At 68.4% G+C, this 15,298-nt stretch carries 14 protein-coding genes; 4 read left to right on the forward strand and 10 right to left on the reverse strand.

The features are described 5' to 3' along the window. Positions 1-26: 26 nt before the first annotated feature. Positions 27-1,652 carry a hypothetical protein gene (locus tag QHF83_RS16380; protein ID WP_282418770.1) on the reverse strand — a complete coding sequence of 542 codons (1,626 nt, stop codon included), beginning with the start codon at positions 1,650-1,652 and terminating at the stop codon, positions 27-29. Between the two features lie 77 nt (positions 1,653-1,729). Further along, on the reverse strand, positions 1,730-2,533 hold the full coding sequence (locus tag QHF83_RS16385) for a hypothetical protein (protein WP_282418771.1): 804 nt from the start codon (positions 2,531-2,533) through the stop codon (positions 1,730-1,732). Positions 2,534-2,712: 179 nt separating this feature from the next. Here QHF83_RS16385 and QHF83_RS16390 point away from each other — a divergent pair, with 179 nt between their 5' ends. After that, on the forward strand, positions 2,713-4,761 hold the full coding sequence (locus tag QHF83_RS16390) for a cyclic nucleotide-binding domain-containing protein (protein ID WP_282418772.1): 2,049 nt from the start codon (positions 2,713-2,715) through the stop codon (positions 4,759-4,761). A gap of 4 nt (positions 4,762-4,765) precedes the next feature. Here the strand turns inward: QHF83_RS16390 and QHF83_RS16395 are convergent, their stop codons facing one another. Next, on the reverse strand, positions 4,766-5,491 hold the full coding sequence (locus tag QHF83_RS16395) for a Uma2 family endonuclease (RefSeq protein ID WP_282418773.1): 726 nt from the start codon (positions 5,489-5,491) through the stop codon (positions 4,766-4,768). A 20-nt stretch (positions 5,492-5,511) separates the two neighbouring features. Between QHF83_RS16395 and QHF83_RS16400 the strand changes: the two genes are divergently transcribed. Then, complete coding sequence (locus QHF83_RS16400; RefSeq protein ID WP_282418774.1) at positions 5,512-5,712, forward strand: hypothetical protein; 201 nt, start codon at positions 5,512-5,514, stop codon at positions 5,710-5,712. Here the strand turns inward: QHF83_RS16400 and QHF83_RS16405 are convergent. The 3 genes from QHF83_RS16405 to QHF83_RS16415 all read right to left on the reverse strand — a co-directional run bounded on the left by QHF83_RS16405 (position 5,709) and on the right by QHF83_RS16415 (position 7,805). Then, complete coding sequence (locus tag QHF83_RS16405) at positions 5,709-6,527, reverse strand: hypothetical protein (protein ID WP_282418775.1); 819 nt, start codon at positions 6,525-6,527, stop codon at positions 5,709-5,711. The two genes, QHF83_RS16400 and QHF83_RS16405, sit on opposite strands and share 4 nt — an antisense overlap. After that, positions 6,524-6,883 (reverse strand): hypothetical protein, encoded by a 360-nt coding sequence (locus tag QHF83_RS16410; protein WP_282418776.1) that lies wholly within the window; start codon positions 6,881-6,883, stop codon positions 6,524-6,526. The genes QHF83_RS16405 and QHF83_RS16410 overlap by 4 nt, the downstream gene beginning before the upstream one ends. A 127-nt stretch (positions 6,884-7,010) precedes the next feature. Further along, complete coding sequence (locus QHF83_RS16415; protein ID WP_282418777.1) at positions 7,011-7,805, reverse strand: hypothetical protein; 795 nt, start codon at positions 7,803-7,805, stop codon at positions 7,011-7,013. Positions 7,806-8,622: 817 nt separating this feature from the next. Between QHF83_RS16415 and QHF83_RS16420 the strand changes: the two genes are divergently transcribed. Further along, the gene (locus QHF83_RS16420) at positions 8,623-9,822 is read left to right on the forward strand and encodes a hypothetical protein (protein WP_282418778.1); all 1,200 of its coding nucleotides are present in this window, start codon (positions 8,623-8,625) and stop codon (positions 9,820-9,822) included. A gap of 4 nt (positions 9,823-9,826) precedes the next feature. Here QHF83_RS16420 and QHF83_RS16425 read toward each other — a convergent pair whose 3' ends face one another. Next, positions 9,827-10,216 (reverse strand): hypothetical protein, encoded by a 390-nt coding sequence (locus tag QHF83_RS16425; protein WP_282418779.1) that lies wholly within the window; start codon positions 10,214-10,216, stop codon positions 9,827-9,829. 40 nt (positions 10,217-10,256) lie between these two features. After that, the gene (locus QHF83_RS16430) at positions 10,257-12,422 is read right to left on the reverse strand and encodes a sensor domain-containing diguanylate cyclase (RefSeq protein WP_282418780.1); all 2,166 of its coding nucleotides are present in this window, start codon (positions 12,420-12,422) and stop codon (positions 10,257-10,259) included. A gap of 76 nt (positions 12,423-12,498) precedes the next feature. Between QHF83_RS16430 and QHF83_RS16435 the strand changes: the two genes are divergently transcribed. Next, positions 12,499-13,644, forward strand: coding sequence for an ATP-binding protein (locus tag QHF83_RS16435; protein ID WP_282418781.1), 1,146 nt, complete (start codon positions 12,499-12,501; stop codon positions 13,642-13,644). Here the strand turns inward: QHF83_RS16435 and QHF83_RS16440 are convergent. Then, a complete protein-coding gene (locus tag QHF83_RS16440) occupies positions 13,637-14,452 on the reverse strand; it encodes a transglutaminase-like domain-containing protein (RefSeq protein ID WP_282418782.1) in 816 nt (271 codons plus the stop codon). The genes QHF83_RS16435 and QHF83_RS16440 overlap by 8 nt on opposite strands. Before the next feature lie 36 nt (positions 14,453-14,488). Continuing rightward, positions 14,489-15,295: a polysaccharide deacetylase family protein gene (locus QHF83_RS16445; protein WP_282418783.1), complete on the reverse strand. Its 807-nt coding sequence runs from the start codon at positions 15,293-15,295 to the stop codon at positions 14,489-14,491. Positions 15,296-15,298: the final 3 nt, after the last annotated feature.

Here is a 15,298-nt window from a genome sequence, read left to right on the forward strand (position 1 = left end):
GGAGCATACGCCGAACGGTCCGTGCGTTACAGGACTTTTCCAGCCCAGAGCGCGGCGTTGTACGCGAGCTGTTTGCCCCACGTGTAGCCCGAAGCGAGCGAGCAATCGGACGTGAGGTAATGAAAATCGAGATAGACGGCGCGGCCGCTTCCGTACTGCCACTTCGCGACGGCGTGCCTGCTGAGATCACCGAGCCACACGACCGAGCTCTTGGCGCCGGGCTTGAGCGTGAACTGGACCTCCTCCCAGCCGACGTAGTCGCCAGGCTGGAAGGTGACGCCTTGCAGGAGGACGTCGGACGGGTCGAGCACGGTGACCTTGAGCGGGAAGCTCTGGAAGCTGTTGATGACCTGGCCCGTGACGGGCAAGAGATCGAGGTCGCCGTAGTTGCTGTACATCCACGGCGTGGCGATGACGCCGCCGCCGCCCTGCACGTAGGTGTTGAACGTGGAAGGGCTGAAGCAGCTCATCTGGCCGTGGGTGATCACGACGTCGAACTTCTGCAGCGTGGCGAGCGAGCAATCGGTGTTCACCACGGCCGAGCCGATGAAGGGCTGCGTGGCGAGGTGGGCGCGCAGGTCGTCGACGTAGAACGGTCCGCCCATCACGGCGACCTTGAGCAGCTTGCAGTCGTCGTCGGTCGAGAGATCACAACCCGCAGGGCAGCAGCCGTCGCCACTCGCGCAGTTGAGGATCGGCGCGCCGCCGCCGCAGGTGCCGGCGGTGCACGTCTCGCCCGTCGTGCAGGCCTTGTTGTCGTTGCACGACGTGCCCGCAGGCACGGGCATGCCGCTGCCGCACGCGCCGCTCGCGCAGACCTCGCCCGCGGTGCAGGAGTTTCCGTCTTCGCACGCGGCGCCGTCGTTGCCCGGGATCGCGATGCAGGTCTTCTGGATCTCGTCGCACTGCGGGTTCTTGCACGGATCGGCCGTCGGCGTGCAGGGGTTCGGCTTGCCGACGCACTGGCCCGAGACGCAGACGTCCTCCACGGTGCAGAAGAGGTTGTCGTCGCAGAAGATGCCGTCGTCGAGAGGCGTGGCGATGCAGCCGAGGACTGGATCGCATTGGCCGGCGGAGCAGGCGGTGTTGAGGAAGGAGCAGTCGATCGGCGGGCCCATCTGGCACGAGCCGGCCTTGCACGTGCCGAGGTCGGTGCACGGATCGCCGTCGTCGCAGAAGCCACCCTCGTTGACGGGGCCGAACTCGCACGCGTCGTTCGCCTCGTTGCAGCTGCCGATCTTGCAGGACTCGCCGTTCGACGGGCAGATCTTCGAGGTGCCCGCGGTGCACACGCCGCTCAGACAAACGTCGTTGATGGTGCAGAAGAGACCGTCGTCGCATGGGCCGAAATCGTTCTTCGGCACGAACTGGCAGCCGTTCTCCCCGGCGCACACGCCGTCGCTGCAAGGGCCTTCGAGGGCCACGCAATCGAGGTCCGTGGTGCAGGGCGAACCGGGCGTGACGTCGGGGCCGGCGTCGCCGTCAGAGCCGCCTGCGCCGCCTGTGCCACCTGTGCCCGTCGCGCCGCCCTCACCCCCCGCGCCGGTGCCGGCGTCGGGCTTTTCAATGGGATTTGCGCAGGCGAACGGGGCTGCGGCGAGCGTGAGCAGCGGCAGCAGAAGAAGCGGAGATGTAAGCGAAGAAATACGCATGGTCGCCATTCTTACCGTGACGAACGTGCAGCGTCACGGCGGCGGCGACTTCTCGACGAGGGCGTGTCGAGGACGTTTCAGTCCTGCAAACAAGCGTTGAGCTGTTGCCCGCATTTTTGCTGCACGCAGCCGTAGCAGGCCTGACTTGGCTGTCCGCCTTGGCAGGAGCTGGCACACTCGGTCGTGCAGTTCTGCTGGCAAGTGCAGTCGAAGAAGTCGCTGAGCAGCGTGTCCGAGCCCGAGCAAGGCGGATCATTGCCGGCGCCTTGGAGAATCTCGGAGCACGTGCTGCACGCGGAGCCGCCGCCGCCGGTGCCGCTCGCGCTGCTGCTCGTGGTCGTGCTCGTGCTCGTGCTCGAGGTGCTCGCGCCGTCGCAGTAGCTGCCGCACTGCGCGCTGCACGAGCCGCACGTGCAATCGTAGGCCGGCTGGGCCTGGGGGTACTGCGTCAGGCAATCGTCGACGCAAGCTTTGTCGGCGCAGTTCTGCCCGCAGGTGAAGAAGCCCTGACACGCCTGGCCACACGCGAAGATCTCGCTCTGACAAGCGCCGAACGCGCATTGCCCGCAGGCCTGCGGATCGAAGCCGCCGCCCTGTCCGCCCTGTCCTCCCGTGCCCGCGCTGCTCGAGCTCGGGCCCGTGCCCGTCGCGGCGCTGCTCGAGCTCGACGCGGCGCCGCCTTGCCCGCCCGCGCCGCCGAGACCGCCTGCGCCGCCGAGCCCGCCTTGCCCGCCCGCGCCTCCGACGCCGCCGCCTGCGCCGCCGTTTCCGCTCGTCGTGCCGCCGCTTCCGAAGAGCGACTCCACCTCCGCGGCGCAAGCCGCGACGGAGCCGAGACCGAGCACGATCGACAAAAGTCCAAGATGAAAAGAAGTACGCATGAAGGCACCTCGCGCGCGCATGGTAGCTCTCTCCGCGCCGTATGTCGTCGCCCACGCTGCCCTATCTCCCCGAACCCATCCCGCGTGCATCCATCGACGCGCTCACCGCCACGAGCGCACTCTTCGCGCAAATTTGCAGTGCGACCTCATCGCGGTTGGTCTCGTACCTCGAACACGTCGTGGTCCCGCCGCAGTCGGTCGTGATGCACGAGGGCGAGGTCGCGCAGGAGATGTATTTTCTCGTGTCGGGCGAAGCGCATCTGCGTCGCGCGGACGTGGACCTCGGTCGCATCGGGCCGGGCGCGCACTTCGGTGCGTTCGCGTTCATCGCGAGGCGCCTGCGGACGTCGAGCGTGGTGGCGGCGTCGACGCTCACGCTCGCGCGGCTCTCGCGCGAGAAGTACGAGCGGATGTCGAAAGAAGACCCGGAGCTCGCGCTCTGCCTGACGCAGGCGCTCGTGGCGTCGCTCGGAAAAGAGCTGACCGAGATGACGGAGAGCGTGGGCGTGCTCCTTGGCGAGCGCTCGCTGCCGCGGCGCGTGTTCGTCGACGTCACGGTGAACCGCGCGTGGACGCGGGTGCGGACGGGGACGCGCCTCGGCGACCTCGTGCCGCGCGAGGTCGACGGCGATCCGGTGGTGGCGGCGCTCGTGAACAACAAGGCCGTCGCGCTCGGGATGCCGATCACCTCGGACGCGCACGTCGAGCCGCTCGGCGCGTCGCACTGGGAAGGCAAGCGCGTCTATCGGGCGAGCCTCGGGCTCTTGCTGCTCGAAGCATCACGTCGCGCCTTTCCGGATGTCTCCGTGCGGCTCGGGCCCGGCGCGGGCTTCGGTCAATCGATCGAGCTCTTGCACCCGGGCGCGCTCTCGCTCGCGACGTGGGCCAGGCGCGTGATGGGGATGATGCACGAGCTCATCGCGGCCGACTTGCCGTTCCAGCAGGAGCTCTGGACGGTGGACGAGGCGCGTAGCCACTTCGCCGAGGAGGGCGCGCGGGACTTGCTCGCGCTGCTGCGCACGTGGCGGACAGGGCACGTGCAGCTCGTCTGCGCGGGGTCCGCGGCGGTGCTGTCGATGACGCCGCTCTTGCCGAGCGCGGGGCACATCGCGCCGTTCCCGTTCCGCATCGAGGTCGACGGCGAGGCGGTGATGCTGCGTTACGGCGACGAGTCACGCGTGAAGCCCGAGGGGGGCGCGGCGCCGCTTTCGACGCGCCTTCCCGAGGACATCCAGCCCGAATCGGCGCGGCACGGGGTACGGCAAGACGAGCCCTGGCTGACGACGCTGGGGATCACGAGCGTGGGCGCGTTCAACGACGCGTGCGTGCGCGGCAAGACGCCGGAGATCATCCGGGTGAGCGAGGGCCAGCACGAGAAGCGCATCAGCCGCATCGCGGACGCGATCGCGGAGCGCGGGACGATCCGGGTGATCTGCGTGGCGGGCCCGTCGTCGTCGGGCAAGACGACGTTCCTGTCGCGCCTGACGGTGCAGCTCCTCGTGAACGGGATCCACCCGGTGGGGTTGTCGCTGGACGACTACTACGTCGACCGGGAGAAGACCGCGCGGGATGCACGAGGCGAGTACGACTACGAGTCGCTCGAAGCGCTCGACGTCGGCGCGCTGCGTGATCACCTCGCGCGCATCGTCGCCGGGCAGACGGTGAAGACGTCGCGGTACGACTTCGTGACGGGCAAGAGCCATCCGGACGGCGGGCGCGAGGTGACGCTGCGCAGCTCGGACGTGCTCCTGATCGAGGGCATCCACGGGCTGAACCCGAAGCTCGTCGATGGGATCCTCCCGCGGGACAAGGTCTTCCGGATCTTCATCCAGCCGATGACGGCGCTGCCGTTCGACCGGGTGAACCGCATCCACGTGTCCGACGTGCGTCTGCTCCGGCGCATCGTGCGCGACCGTCACGGGCGCGGGGCGAACGCGGCGGCGAACATCCAGCGCTGGCCGTCGGTGCGCGCGGGCGAACGCACGAACATCTTCCCGTTCCTCGCGCAGGCGGACGCGATCTTCGACTCGTCGCTCGTCTACGAGCTCGGCGTGATCAAGGTGTTCGCCGATCGCTACCTGCTCGAAGTGTCGCAGGAGCATCCCGCGTTCGTGACGGCGTATCGGCTGAGGCAGCTCATCGACAAGGTGGTGACGATCTACCCGGATCACGTGCCGCCGACGTCGATCCTGCGGGAGTTCATCGGGGGGAGCGGGTTCGAGTACTAGGAGGTCAAACGGAGTCGGGATCGACGCCGAGGGCGCGGAGTTTTTCGGCGAGGCGATCGGCGCGTGCGTGCTCGGCTTCTGCGCGTTCGGCGAGCTCGCGTCCCGTGGGCAAGAGAGCGCCTTCCTTTGTGGAGAAACGAAGCATGCCCTCGTGGATGCCGATCATGCCCTCGTGGACGCCCAGGAAGAGACCGAGCTCTCGGCTCCACAAGCGCCCGGAGGCGTCTGGCATGAGCGGCGTGTACTGGCCCTTGATCAACTCGAAGCCCGAGAACTCCTTCGTCTCGGGATCGAACCAGAAGTACTCGGGCGTGCGGAAGACGTCCTGGTAGACCTGCTTCTTGAGGCCTTGATCAAGCTGCTTCGTACTCGGTGCGAGGATCTCGACGATCACGTTCGGGTACATCCCGCCCTCGTGCCAGACGGTCCAGCTCCTGCGCGGCTTGCGCTCGGCGCCGAGCACAACGAAGAAGTCGGGGGCACCGAACGTCTCGCCCGCGAGGTGCTTGGCGTTGAACTCGATCACCAGGTTGCCTGCGGCGAAGAAATCCGTCCGGTCTTTCCAGTGAATCTCGATGCTCTCCAGGAGGAGGAAGAGCTGCGCGGCATGGATGGAAGATTCGAAGCCAAGCGCTTCGCTCCAGAGTTCTTCCTTCGGCAGGTCGAGGTTGGCGGTGTCGTCCACGTCGTTCTCCATGAAGGAGGAGGAGGCCATCAGGGACCCGCTCACGGCTCGGAGACGTCGAAATCATGGGCACTCGACGAGTCGGCTTGCCGGAGGGCACGGACCTCCCGCCGCAATGCAACCAGCTCCCGGACGGTGACCCGAAACCGCTCTTCCGCTTCCTGTCGTTCTTGCGTGCGCTCGTGCTCCTGCGCGAGAAGCCACCCCTTGATGTCTTCGAGCTCGAGTCGGATGGCGAGCGCAAACAGCACAGCAATCAGGGCTAATGCAGCAAAGAGCCCGCCGGCCGCGAGGGCCGAGTAAAAGAGCCAAAGCGGAACCACCGATACCCCCTTTGCAAAATGAATAACAATACATAAAGGCCCAGGTAGGACGCTTGCGCGAGCCACCACCGCTCCGTGGGCGCCATCCGCGGGAGTGGCAGATACGGCCCCCCGAACAGAAGGCCATCAGCAAGTCCAAAAAGCATGGGCGCGGCGTGCTCGACGGAGGGCCGCGTCGCCGGGCGCGAGGTCGACGCTCGTAGTGACGCGGCGACATATCCCGCGAGAGACGCCGTAATTACCGTGAGCTCTGCCGCGTGGAGTCCGGCTCGAATCCTCGTCAGCGGCGTTCCTGAAATGGCAGGATACGCCACGATGAGCCCCACCAGCGCCAGGCCGTACAAGAAAATGATGGGGCGTATGGAGCGACCAAGATAGACGTGCACGGCGAGCGCGGCGGCACCGAAGATCCATCCCCAGTAAAGCGCCTCGCGTGCGAAGAATCCGATCCGCGCGATCCCCTCGTAGGGAACCGTGGCGCCTGCCGTGAGCGGCGAGAGCGACCAGCGCGCGAAGTCGCCCAGCACCGTGTACCATAACATGATGCTGATCGGCCGATACTCGGGCCGAAACGTTCTGGCGAGCCTTGTCGCATCGATTGCGACAATGAGTCGAACGAGCCGCAGGGTGGTGGCGAGCGCGCCGTCACCCTGCGGCAAGCCGATGGCCGGCCACCGGGTAAGCGCGAATCCGACGACGACGCAGAATCCGATCCATGCAAGCCGTCCGATCGAGCCCCAGCGCGAAGCCGGCTTCATGCGACCTGGACCGCGTCCGCCACGTGCCGCGTGCCGTCCCAGATGGCTCGGAGGTGGAAGCGCGTACCATTCGCGACGACTCCACCCTCCGCGGCTGCGCTCGCACGGAGGAGGATGTCGTATGTCGTTCGCGAGAGGCGATAGGCTGCCACGCCCGCGGGCACGCGCTCCACGAGTGCCCACTGGATGCTTCCCGGCGTACCACCCGAGGTGGCCACGAGATGCATGGTGGCGCCGTCCGGTGTAGCGAGCTCGCCGAGCTCACGGGTGGCGTCGCGGTCGATGAGGCGGAAAAGAAGCTTGGCGATTGCGTCGAGGAGACCAGGGGGGAGCGCGGGATCAGGGGGATCGGTCATGCTCCCGATGGTACGCGCGAGGCGCGGCGTGCCGCAAGGGAAAAACCCCGCGGACAAACCTGGCGTCAGGTGAATCCGCGTGCTTTTCCGATTGCGCCGTCCTGTGGCGCGAGGGAGGCGGGATCGTTCAGGGAGTGGAGCTTCCCGCGGAGCCGGCGGGGGTCGCTTCGGCGGAGCCTTCGGCCGTGTCCTCGGGCTCGGGCAAGCCAGCCCTACGTCGCGCCGTGGGCCGCACGCGTTCGCTCAGGGCAGGGCGGCCGGCGAGGAGGAAAAAGGCAGCGGCTGCGTCCGCCACGCCCGAATACGACGACCCCCAGGCGGTCATGGCCTCATTCTTGGCGGTTTGCGTGAGCTGCGCCTCGCGCTTTTCGCGTTCGACATCGCCAAGCGCCGTCTTCAATGCGGAGGCGCTTGCTTTGAGGTCATCGGCGGCCGCAATGGGGTCGATCTTCAAGCTCTTGTTCTTCGGCGGCTCGGTGAGCGGGCGATTGCGAAGCTGATTCTCGACATTATCGGCGAGCACGAGGACGGTATGCGGGTCCTCGGGAATGGGGGCGCCGAGGCCATAAGCACCGGCGACGGCCTGGCCATAATTGCGACCGAGGCCGGAGCGAAGCGTGCCGAGGAAGTCTCGCGTCTCGGCCGTGCATTCGTCGCGCTTCGCGCGGTAGCCGTCGTCATCGGAGAGCTCGACCATATGGGTACGGTCGGCCGTGACGAGCTGGTCGGCACGCGCGCGGAGGTGGGCGCCGAACGCGACGAGGACCTTGGCAATCGTGAGGTCCTGGGGGACGCCGCCAGGGAAAAGAATCTTCTCCAGGGTGGGCGCGACCTCGGGGCCGTGGATGTCGATCGCGGCGACCACGGTGTTGGTGATCGAGACGCGGTCGGAGACCATGCGGGAGGCTTTGGCTTCGCTCATGAGGACGTGGGTACCCGAACGAAGGAAGGTTGGGAAGGGGGATTGCGGGAGCGTCCGGGGCGGGACCTTCAAGATGAAGATGGGGCTCCGGGGACGAACGGGACGCGGCGATCGGGCGCGCGGAGGGGGGCGGGGGCGGCGGGAGGCGAATGGGAGCGGTGTGGAGGGCGGGGGCGGGACGTGGGGTGAGGGTTCGAGCGGCGAGGGGTGAGGCGGGGGAGGCGAGGTGGGTGTTTGGTTCGGGAGAGGCGCGGCGGGGGCGGCGGCGCGCGGGTTCGACGGGCGAGAGGCGTTCCGGCGGCGACGGGAGACGGCGCGGGGGTGAACATGAGGAAGCGGAGGGCTCGACGGCCTGCGCGGCGTGGTAGGTTGCTCCGCATGTCAGCGGCCTGGCCGAGGATGTATCGATCGATGGTGCCGGAGGACCCGTCGCGTCGCCCGTCGTTCCGAAGGTGGGGACGGCGGCGAACATGCTCGGCGTGCGCGTGGTTGTTGATGTGCAGCCCGATGGCGAGGGGAAGGTGGGGCCGTCCGGCAAGGGGCTGTCCGTCGCGCCGAGCGTGAGATCACTCCCTTTGCGGCTCGTGCCTGAACGTCTCCGACATAGGGTTCCGGGCGCTCGGGGAAGTGACGACCTTCGGGTATTCCGACTCGGGGAGGCGCCTTTTGAGGCTGCTCCCGTTGGCGATGCGCTGGCGCTCCTCCCGACCTCAGCCACCCATGGCGTGCTCCAGCCGAGCCGGGCAACGCAGCTCGAGCAATATCAAAGAGACCTTGCGGCTACGCGGGGATCGTGGGTCGACGAAGGGTGATGGTCATGTCCAAGTCCGCACGCGAAGGATACGAAGCTCTCCTCGTGGAGCTCCACCGCGAAATGCGAGCCGGGCGGCGCGACGGCGAGAGGGCGGAAGCGATCGCGGCTCCGATGGATGCCTTTTGGTATCAACTGTCGGAGGATGAGCAGACGCTCTTTGGTGAGCTGTCGGAAGATCTGTACCTCATCGAGGACAAGCGTCGGGTGGTGCCGCTCGCGGAGGGGGAAACGCTGGCGAGCGTGATGCAGGTGCTCGCCACCGCATTCAAGGCCAACGACGCTCGCCGAACGCTCGAGCTCTTGAGAAAGAAACCGACGCTCGAAGCCCCGGATGTGTACGCGATCGGGCGCTGCTGGAGTGATCTCGGGTTCCACCTCGGCGCCGCGTGTTTTTACGATTTCGCGAACGAGCTTTCGCCGAAGGACAATTACGACGCCCTTACCCTCGACGCGCTCGTCCGCGCGGGCGCGCTCGAAGAGGCGATGGCCCGCGCGAAGACGATCGAGGCCCGGCCAAACGTATCCGCGAGGCTCGCCCAGGAGGTCGTCAGGGTTCTGCAACGACGGGCTGCGATGTCGGACGACGCGAGCGAGCGCCGCTCGATGCACGAGCGAGTGACGACACTCGTACATCGCACCTGGAACGATCCCGCAGCGCAGCCGGCCATCCGCGCCGACATTCTCATGGCGGCCGGCAACTCCTCCGAGGAGCTTGGAGACAAGGAGAGCGCCCTTGCGTCCTTCGAGCGAGCCGTGGCGGTTCACCGCTCCGACGAGACGCTGATGAGGCGCGGCATCGCGCTCGTGCCCGTCGACCGGACGCGCGCGTTGTGGGACTTCACGGAAGCAGTCCGGATGGGGACGAAGCGCGATTGGCCGTATCTCTACGTAGCCCTGCATGCGTTCATCGCCGGCCGGTTCGCCGATGCTGAGCGTTCTTGCGAAGCGGGCCTCGCGCTCGCGGAGCGCCCCGAGCTACGCGGTCGCTTGCTGGAGCTCTGGGCGATGGCCGCGGCCGTGCTCGATCGTCCGCCGCCCTTCGTATCCGCGCTTTTCATCGAAGCCCAGATGGAGCTGCCGCTCGATCCTCAGCTCAGGTCCAACGCGAAGCGATACCTCGAATCGCTCTCGGAAAAACGCGCGACATCCGCGAGCGACTACCAGATATCCACGGACATCGACGAACTGCGCCCGGCAGCCTGACGGATCACTTCGGCTCCTCATCATCCGTCATGATCCGGAACCCCGGATCCTCCTCCGTCGGCCCCTTCGGCTTCTGGCCCGGCGGGTACCGCGGCGGATCACGATCGTCGCCCTTGCGCTCGTCTTCCGGCTCGGGCTCGCGCTTCTTGTCCTTGTCCTTCGATCCGAACAGGATCTCCGTCCCGAGCCGGCTCACCACGTTGTTCGCCGCGCGGTAGATCTCGCGACCTGCGACCTCGACTTGCTTGCCCACGTCCGAGCGGTCGAGCTCCTTCTTGATCCCGGTCGCCGCCATCGTGGCCGCGCGGAACAAGTGACCGAGGCCTTGCACCAGGTGCGTCTTCGCCCGCTCCGCTTGCTCGTTGCGATCGTCCCGATCGTCGTTCGCGCTCATGCCTAGAGTGTATGGGTCGTGTCAGCGCGCTCGCAAGCCATCAGGCTGCGTGTTGCGCTTTCGAGCCGGCCGCGCGGGTAGGCAGGGAGGCGTGGGCGGTCACGCGGTTTCTGCCCCCGCGCTTCGAGGCGTAGAGCGCCTCGTCTGCGGCCTTGAACAGGTCGTCCCAGGTCTCGCCGGCCTCGGGGAAGCTCGCCACGCCGATCGAGCAGGTCACGCGGATCGTCACGGGCTGACCGTCCGGGCCGGGCTTCGGCGCGTGGAAGATCGTCTTGCCGAGCTCCTCGCGTACCCGCTCGGCCAGCAGCATCGCGCCGCGCGCGTCCGTCTCCTCGCAGATCACCACGAACTCCTCGCCGCCGAAGCGCGCGGTGGCGTCGGTCGCGCGCCGCTCGCGGCGCAGCACCTCGCCGAGGCCCTTGATGATCACGTCGCCCGCGTCGTGCCCGTACGTGTCGTTGACCTTCTTGAAGTGGTCGATGTCCGTCACGAGCACGCTGAGCTTGCGGCCGAAGCGCTTGGCCGCCTTGATCTTCTGGTCGGCGATCTCCAGCATCGCGCGCTTGTTGTAGAGGCCCGTCATCCCGTCGAGCGTGGCCATCTCTTCGAGCCTGCGCATCATGCGGGCGTTCGCGAGCGAGACGGCGACGTGGCTCGTGAGCACCTCGAGCGTGCTGCGCGCGGCGTCGCCGAACGCGGCCCTCCTGCGCGAGCCGAGCACGAGCGTGCCGAGGGGCTTGTCGTGCACGAGCATCGGCAGGACGATCATCGACGGCATGCTCGGCGGCGCGAGCTTCTTCGTGAAGACGATCTGCCGCTTCTCGTCGTACTCGCCGCGGTAGGGCAGCGGGTGCTTGTTTTCGAGCGCCATCGAGACGAGACCAGCGTTCTTCTTGTACTGCTGGCCGACGAGGTTCGCCTCGTCGCCGCCGCTGACGGCGCGGATCTCGTGGGCCTTCTGCGACTCGTCGTAGAGGGTGACCGCGGCGAAGTCGACGCTCGTGATCTCGCGCGCCGTGCGCAGGCCCGCCTCCACGACCTCGGCCTCGGTCGTCGCGGCGTTGAGGCTCTCGACCGCGCGGTAGAGCCGGCCCTGCTCCACCTTGGCGCGCTCGAGCTGCACGAACACGCGCTCGTTCTGGATGGCCCGCACCGCGTAGCGGCAGGCTTCCATGGCGAGCTCTTGTTCTTTGAGGCCAAAGGGTTCGTCGGCGATGCGGTCGAGGACGAGCACGCCGCGGATGGCGCCGTGCTCGAAGACCGGCAGCGCGAGCGCGGCGCGCACGGGGCAGGGGCCCGTGTAGTAGGGGAGCTTGTGGCGCGGCTCGAGGCCGCGGAGCGCGACGGCCTCGCGCTGCGTGATCGCCGCGCCGAAGATGCCGTCGCCCGCGAGGAAGGGGCCCTCGGCGACGTTCGGATCGTCCGTCGAGAGCTCGCTGATGCGCAGGTGCGTCCCGGCGTCGTTTTGCCAGAGCAGGACGGCCGTGTGCAGGTTCATCGCCTGCCGCAAGAGCCGCAGCGCGAAGAGCACGGACTGGTGGATCTCCTCCACGCCCGAGCGCACGAGCCGCTCCTCGTCGTTCGCCCGCGACGCGTTGCGCCCGCCGGCCGGCGCGCCGAGCAGCCGGTAGCTGCGCGCGTCGTCGCGAAGTTTCTCCACCTCGGCCTGGATGCGCTCCTTCAGCGCGCTGCGGGCCCGCGCGATCTCGGCGCGCAGGAGCAGCGCGTTGAACGAGGCGAACACGACCATGAACGCGCCCGAGTAAGCGAGCCGCTCGAAGCTCGACGCCACCATGGCCCAGTGCCGCACGGACGCGTCGAGGCCGAGCGCGAAGGCGAGGATGAGCACGGTGGCGATCGGTCGCGCGAACGCGCTCACGAGGCCCACGCACACGTAGACGAGCGGGTAGAGGCGCCCGTCGAGCGCGCCGTCGCTGCGCGTCACGATCGCGTAGACGAGCACGGTGAGGAGCGTGCCGACCTCGAGGTCGAGGCGGAGCGTGCCCTCGATCGCCCGGGAGCGTCGCGACGCGCGCGCCGCGAGCAGGCCGAGCAGGAGCGCCGAGGCGGGCGCCTCGATCCAGAGCGAGAGCGGGCTCGCCGTGGACGCGACCACGACCGCGCCGAGGGCGATCGCAGCGGTGAGCGGCAAGGCCGCGCGGCCAAGGCGACGAAGCTTGAGCACGAGGACCACGAGCGGAGCCATGCGGGTGCTAACGGCCCCGTATCAGAGCTGATCGGACCGGGCCTAGTTTTGGGAGAAGACGGCTACGCTCACCTTCGTGCGCCCCGGCATACGGCTCCAGCTCCTCGTCGCGCTCGGCACGCTCCTCGTCCTCGCCTTCCTGCCTCTCTTCTTCGCCGTCGTCAGCTTGCACCGGGCCAGCATGGCGGGGGTCATCCCCACGGCGCCCCTCGTCCGGCTCCTCGCCCTCTACATGGGCATCTTCGCCCTCGCGCTGCTCGTCTTCATGTACCTCGCGATGACGCGGCTCGTGGTCGATCCGATCGAGCGCCTCTCGCGCGCCGCGGGCCGCGTCGCAGAGGGCGCGCGGCGACTCGAGTTACCACGCACGGGCGCGCGCGAGCTCGCCGAGCTCGCCGAGAGCGTGTCGCGCATGACCGAGCGCTTGCGCGCCGACGAGGAGAGCCTGCGCGTGAAGATCGACGAGGCCACGCGGTACGCGAAGGAGCTCGAACGCGCGCAGGAGCGGCTCGTGCGTTCGGAGCGGCTCGCCTCCGTCGGACGTCTCGCGGCCGGACTCGCGCACGAGATCGGAAACCCCATCGCGGCGCTGCTCGGCTTCGAGGAGCTACTCCTCGCCGGCAGCCTCGACGAGGCCGATCAGCGCGACTTCCTGCAACGCATGAAGCGCGAGACCGAGCGCATCCACCACATCCTGCGCGACCTGCTCGACTTCGCGCGCCCGGCCACGAGCGTGCGTGACGGACGAGCCCCCGAGGCCTTTGGCTCCTTCACGCAAGCGCTCGACGCCGCGCTCGCCCTCGTCAAACCACAGAAGGCCCTGCGCGACGTGGACATCGCGCTCGACGTCGAGAAAGACCTGCCACTCGTCGCGCTCTCCGAACCGCGCCTCGTGCAGGTCCTTCTGAATCTGCTGTTCAACGCGGCCGACGCCGTCCCCAAGCCCGGAGGCCGTATCGAGCTCCTCGCCCGCCGCGCGCCCGAGGGCTTGCGTGTCGAGGTCCGCGACAACGGCCCCGGCGTCGCGCCGGCCATCCGCGATCGCCTCTTCGAACCGTTCACCACGACGAAGGACGTCGGCAAAGGCACGGGCCTCGGGCTCGCGGTCTGTCGCGGCCTGCTCGAGTCCGTGGGCGGATCGATCGGCGTCGAGCATGGCGAGGAGGGCGCGGGCGCGCGCTTCTCCTTCATGGTCCCGCTCGCGGCGAAGGACCTCAGTTGAACGAGCGGTGCGCGCTCGGCCGGGCGAGGATCGCGCGGCTGCCACCGAGGCGCTCGAGCTCGCGGGTGAGCTCCGGCGACGGCGCGATCGCGACGAGGTGCTCGAGCACGTTGCGCAGCCGCTCGTCGTCCCCCCGCGACGCGTGGATGCTGCGGAGGTTCGAGAGCATGCGGGCCAGGATCTGGCGCTTGCTACACGGCTCGAGCAGGCGCGGATCGACGCGCGGACCCGCGCCCGTCACACGCGCGTGCAGCGCTTCGAGCTCCGTATTGCCGAGGATCCGACCGTGGAACGGATCGATCACCAGGTTGACGTTCGAGGCTCCGAGCCGCGCGGCGCGCCTCTCCAGCGCCGATCGCGGCGCTTCCTTCTCCCGCTCCCCCGCGCCGACCAGGAAATGCCCCGGGAACGAGATCCCCTTCGCGTCGATCCCCGCGCGTGTCGCCACGTCGAGGAGGATCACCGCCAGCGTGATCGGGATGCCCTTCTTCCGGTCGAGCACCTCGTTCAGGTAGCTGTTGCGCGGGTCGTAGTACTCCTCGGCGTTGCCGCGGAAGCCTTGCGAGCCGTAGAGCCATTCGAGCACCACGCGCATCCGCTCCTCCGTCGTCCCGTGCGGCGCGGCCTGCGCGATGCGACGGGCGGCGGCGCGGCCGAGCGCTTCGAGCGTCGCCACGTACCGCGCGACGTCGAGCGACGGGTACTCGCTCTCGGCGAAGACGAGCGCGGCTTGCACGAGATCGATCTCCGACTCGGGACGCGAGACGAGGTGGGCGAAGAGGGTCAGGCTCGGACGAGAAGGCACCATGACGATCCGTCTTCGTTCGTAGCGCTCTTCGGGGCCCTAGGCCGCACCTTCCTCGCGGCTTCCTTCCACGAAATCCATGACCGCCACGCCGTCGAGGTTCCTCGCCCGCACGCCCTCGAGGATCGCGGGCAGCGCGCCGAGGCTCGCCGGCACGTGATCGTCACGCTCGGCGGCGTCGTGCAGGAGCACGATCGCCCCGTCTTCCAGGCCTCGCACGACGCGCGCCGCCACCTTCGTCTCGTCCGCGGAGGCGAGCCCGTCGATCGCCCGCACCGACCAGCCGATCACCGTCAGGTCGAGCTCGGTGACGACCTTCGCGATGCGCGGGTTCGTGTGCCCGATCGGCGGTCGGAACAGGGTCGGCTTGCGACCCGTGATCTTTTCCAGCACCACGAGCGAGCGCTCGATGTCCGCGCGCACGGCGGACGTGGGCAGCATGGCGAACGTCCGCGGGTGCGCGTAGCCGTGGGAGCCGAGCGTGTGACCTCGCGCCACGATGTCGCGAACGATCTCCGGGTGCGCCTCGGCCTTCTTGCCGATCACGAAGAACGTCGCCTTGAGCTTCGCCCGGTCGAGCAGGTCGAGCACCTTCGGCGTGTGCGTGGGATTCGGCCCGTCGTCGAAGGTCAGGGCCACGCCGCGCGCGTCGTCGGGCCCGCGGCAGACCGCGTCGACGAACATGCGGAGGCGCAAGACGAGCACGCCGGAGAGGACGATGGCCGTGTACGCGGCGAGCGCGGCGAGCGTGACCCACGTGGGCACGGGCCGGATCAGGAGCGAGCGCGCGACGAGCGCGAGGGCCCCGAAGGTCGCCACGTAGAACAGGATCCGCGCGGGCGGCACCGC

This window comes from Polyangium sp. 15x6 (assembly GCF_029960785.1).
In the GTDB taxonomy this organism is placed as follows: Bacteria; Myxococcota_A; Polyangia; order Polyangiales; family Polyangiaceae; genus Polyangium.

Coding starts and splice junctions, on each gene's coding strand:
- QHF83_RS16415 (WP_282418777.1), bottom strand. CDS start 7,805: ATGAGCGAAGCCAAAGCCTCCCGCATGGTCTCCGACCGCGTCTCGATC.
- QHF83_RS16410 (WP_282418776.1), bottom strand. CDS start 6,883: ATGACCGATCCCCCTGATCCCGCGCTCCCCCCTGGTCTCCTCGACGCA.
- QHF83_RS16425 (WP_282418779.1), bottom strand. CDS start 10,216: ATGAGCGCGAACGACGATCGGGACGATCGCAACGAGCAAGCGGAGCGG.
- QHF83_RS16405 (WP_282418775.1), bottom strand. CDS start 6,527: ATGAAGCCGGCTTCGCGCTGGGGCTCGATCGGACGGCTTGCATGGATC.
- QHF83_RS16385 (WP_282418771.1), bottom strand. CDS start 2,533: ATGCGTACTTCTTTTCATCTTGGACTTTTGTCGATCGTGCTCGGTCTC.
- QHF83_RS16430 (WP_282418780.1), bottom strand. CDS start 12,422: ATGGCTCCGCTCGTGGTCCTCGTGCTCAAGCTTCGTCGCCTTGGCCGC.
- QHF83_RS16380 (WP_282418770.1), bottom strand. CDS start 1,652: ATGCGTATTTCTTCGCTTACATCTCCGCTTCTTCTGCTGCCGCTGCTC.
- QHF83_RS16420 (WP_282418778.1), top strand. CDS start 8,623: ATGTCCAAGTCCGCACGCGAAGGATACGAAGCTCTCCTCGTGGAGCTC.
- QHF83_RS16400 (WP_282418774.1), top strand. CDS start 5,512: ATGGGCACTCGACGAGTCGGCTTGCCGGAGGGCACGGACCTCCCGCCG.
- QHF83_RS16440 (WP_282418782.1), bottom strand. CDS start 14,452: ATGGTGCCTTCTCGTCCGAGCCTGACCCTCTTCGCCCACCTCGTCTCG.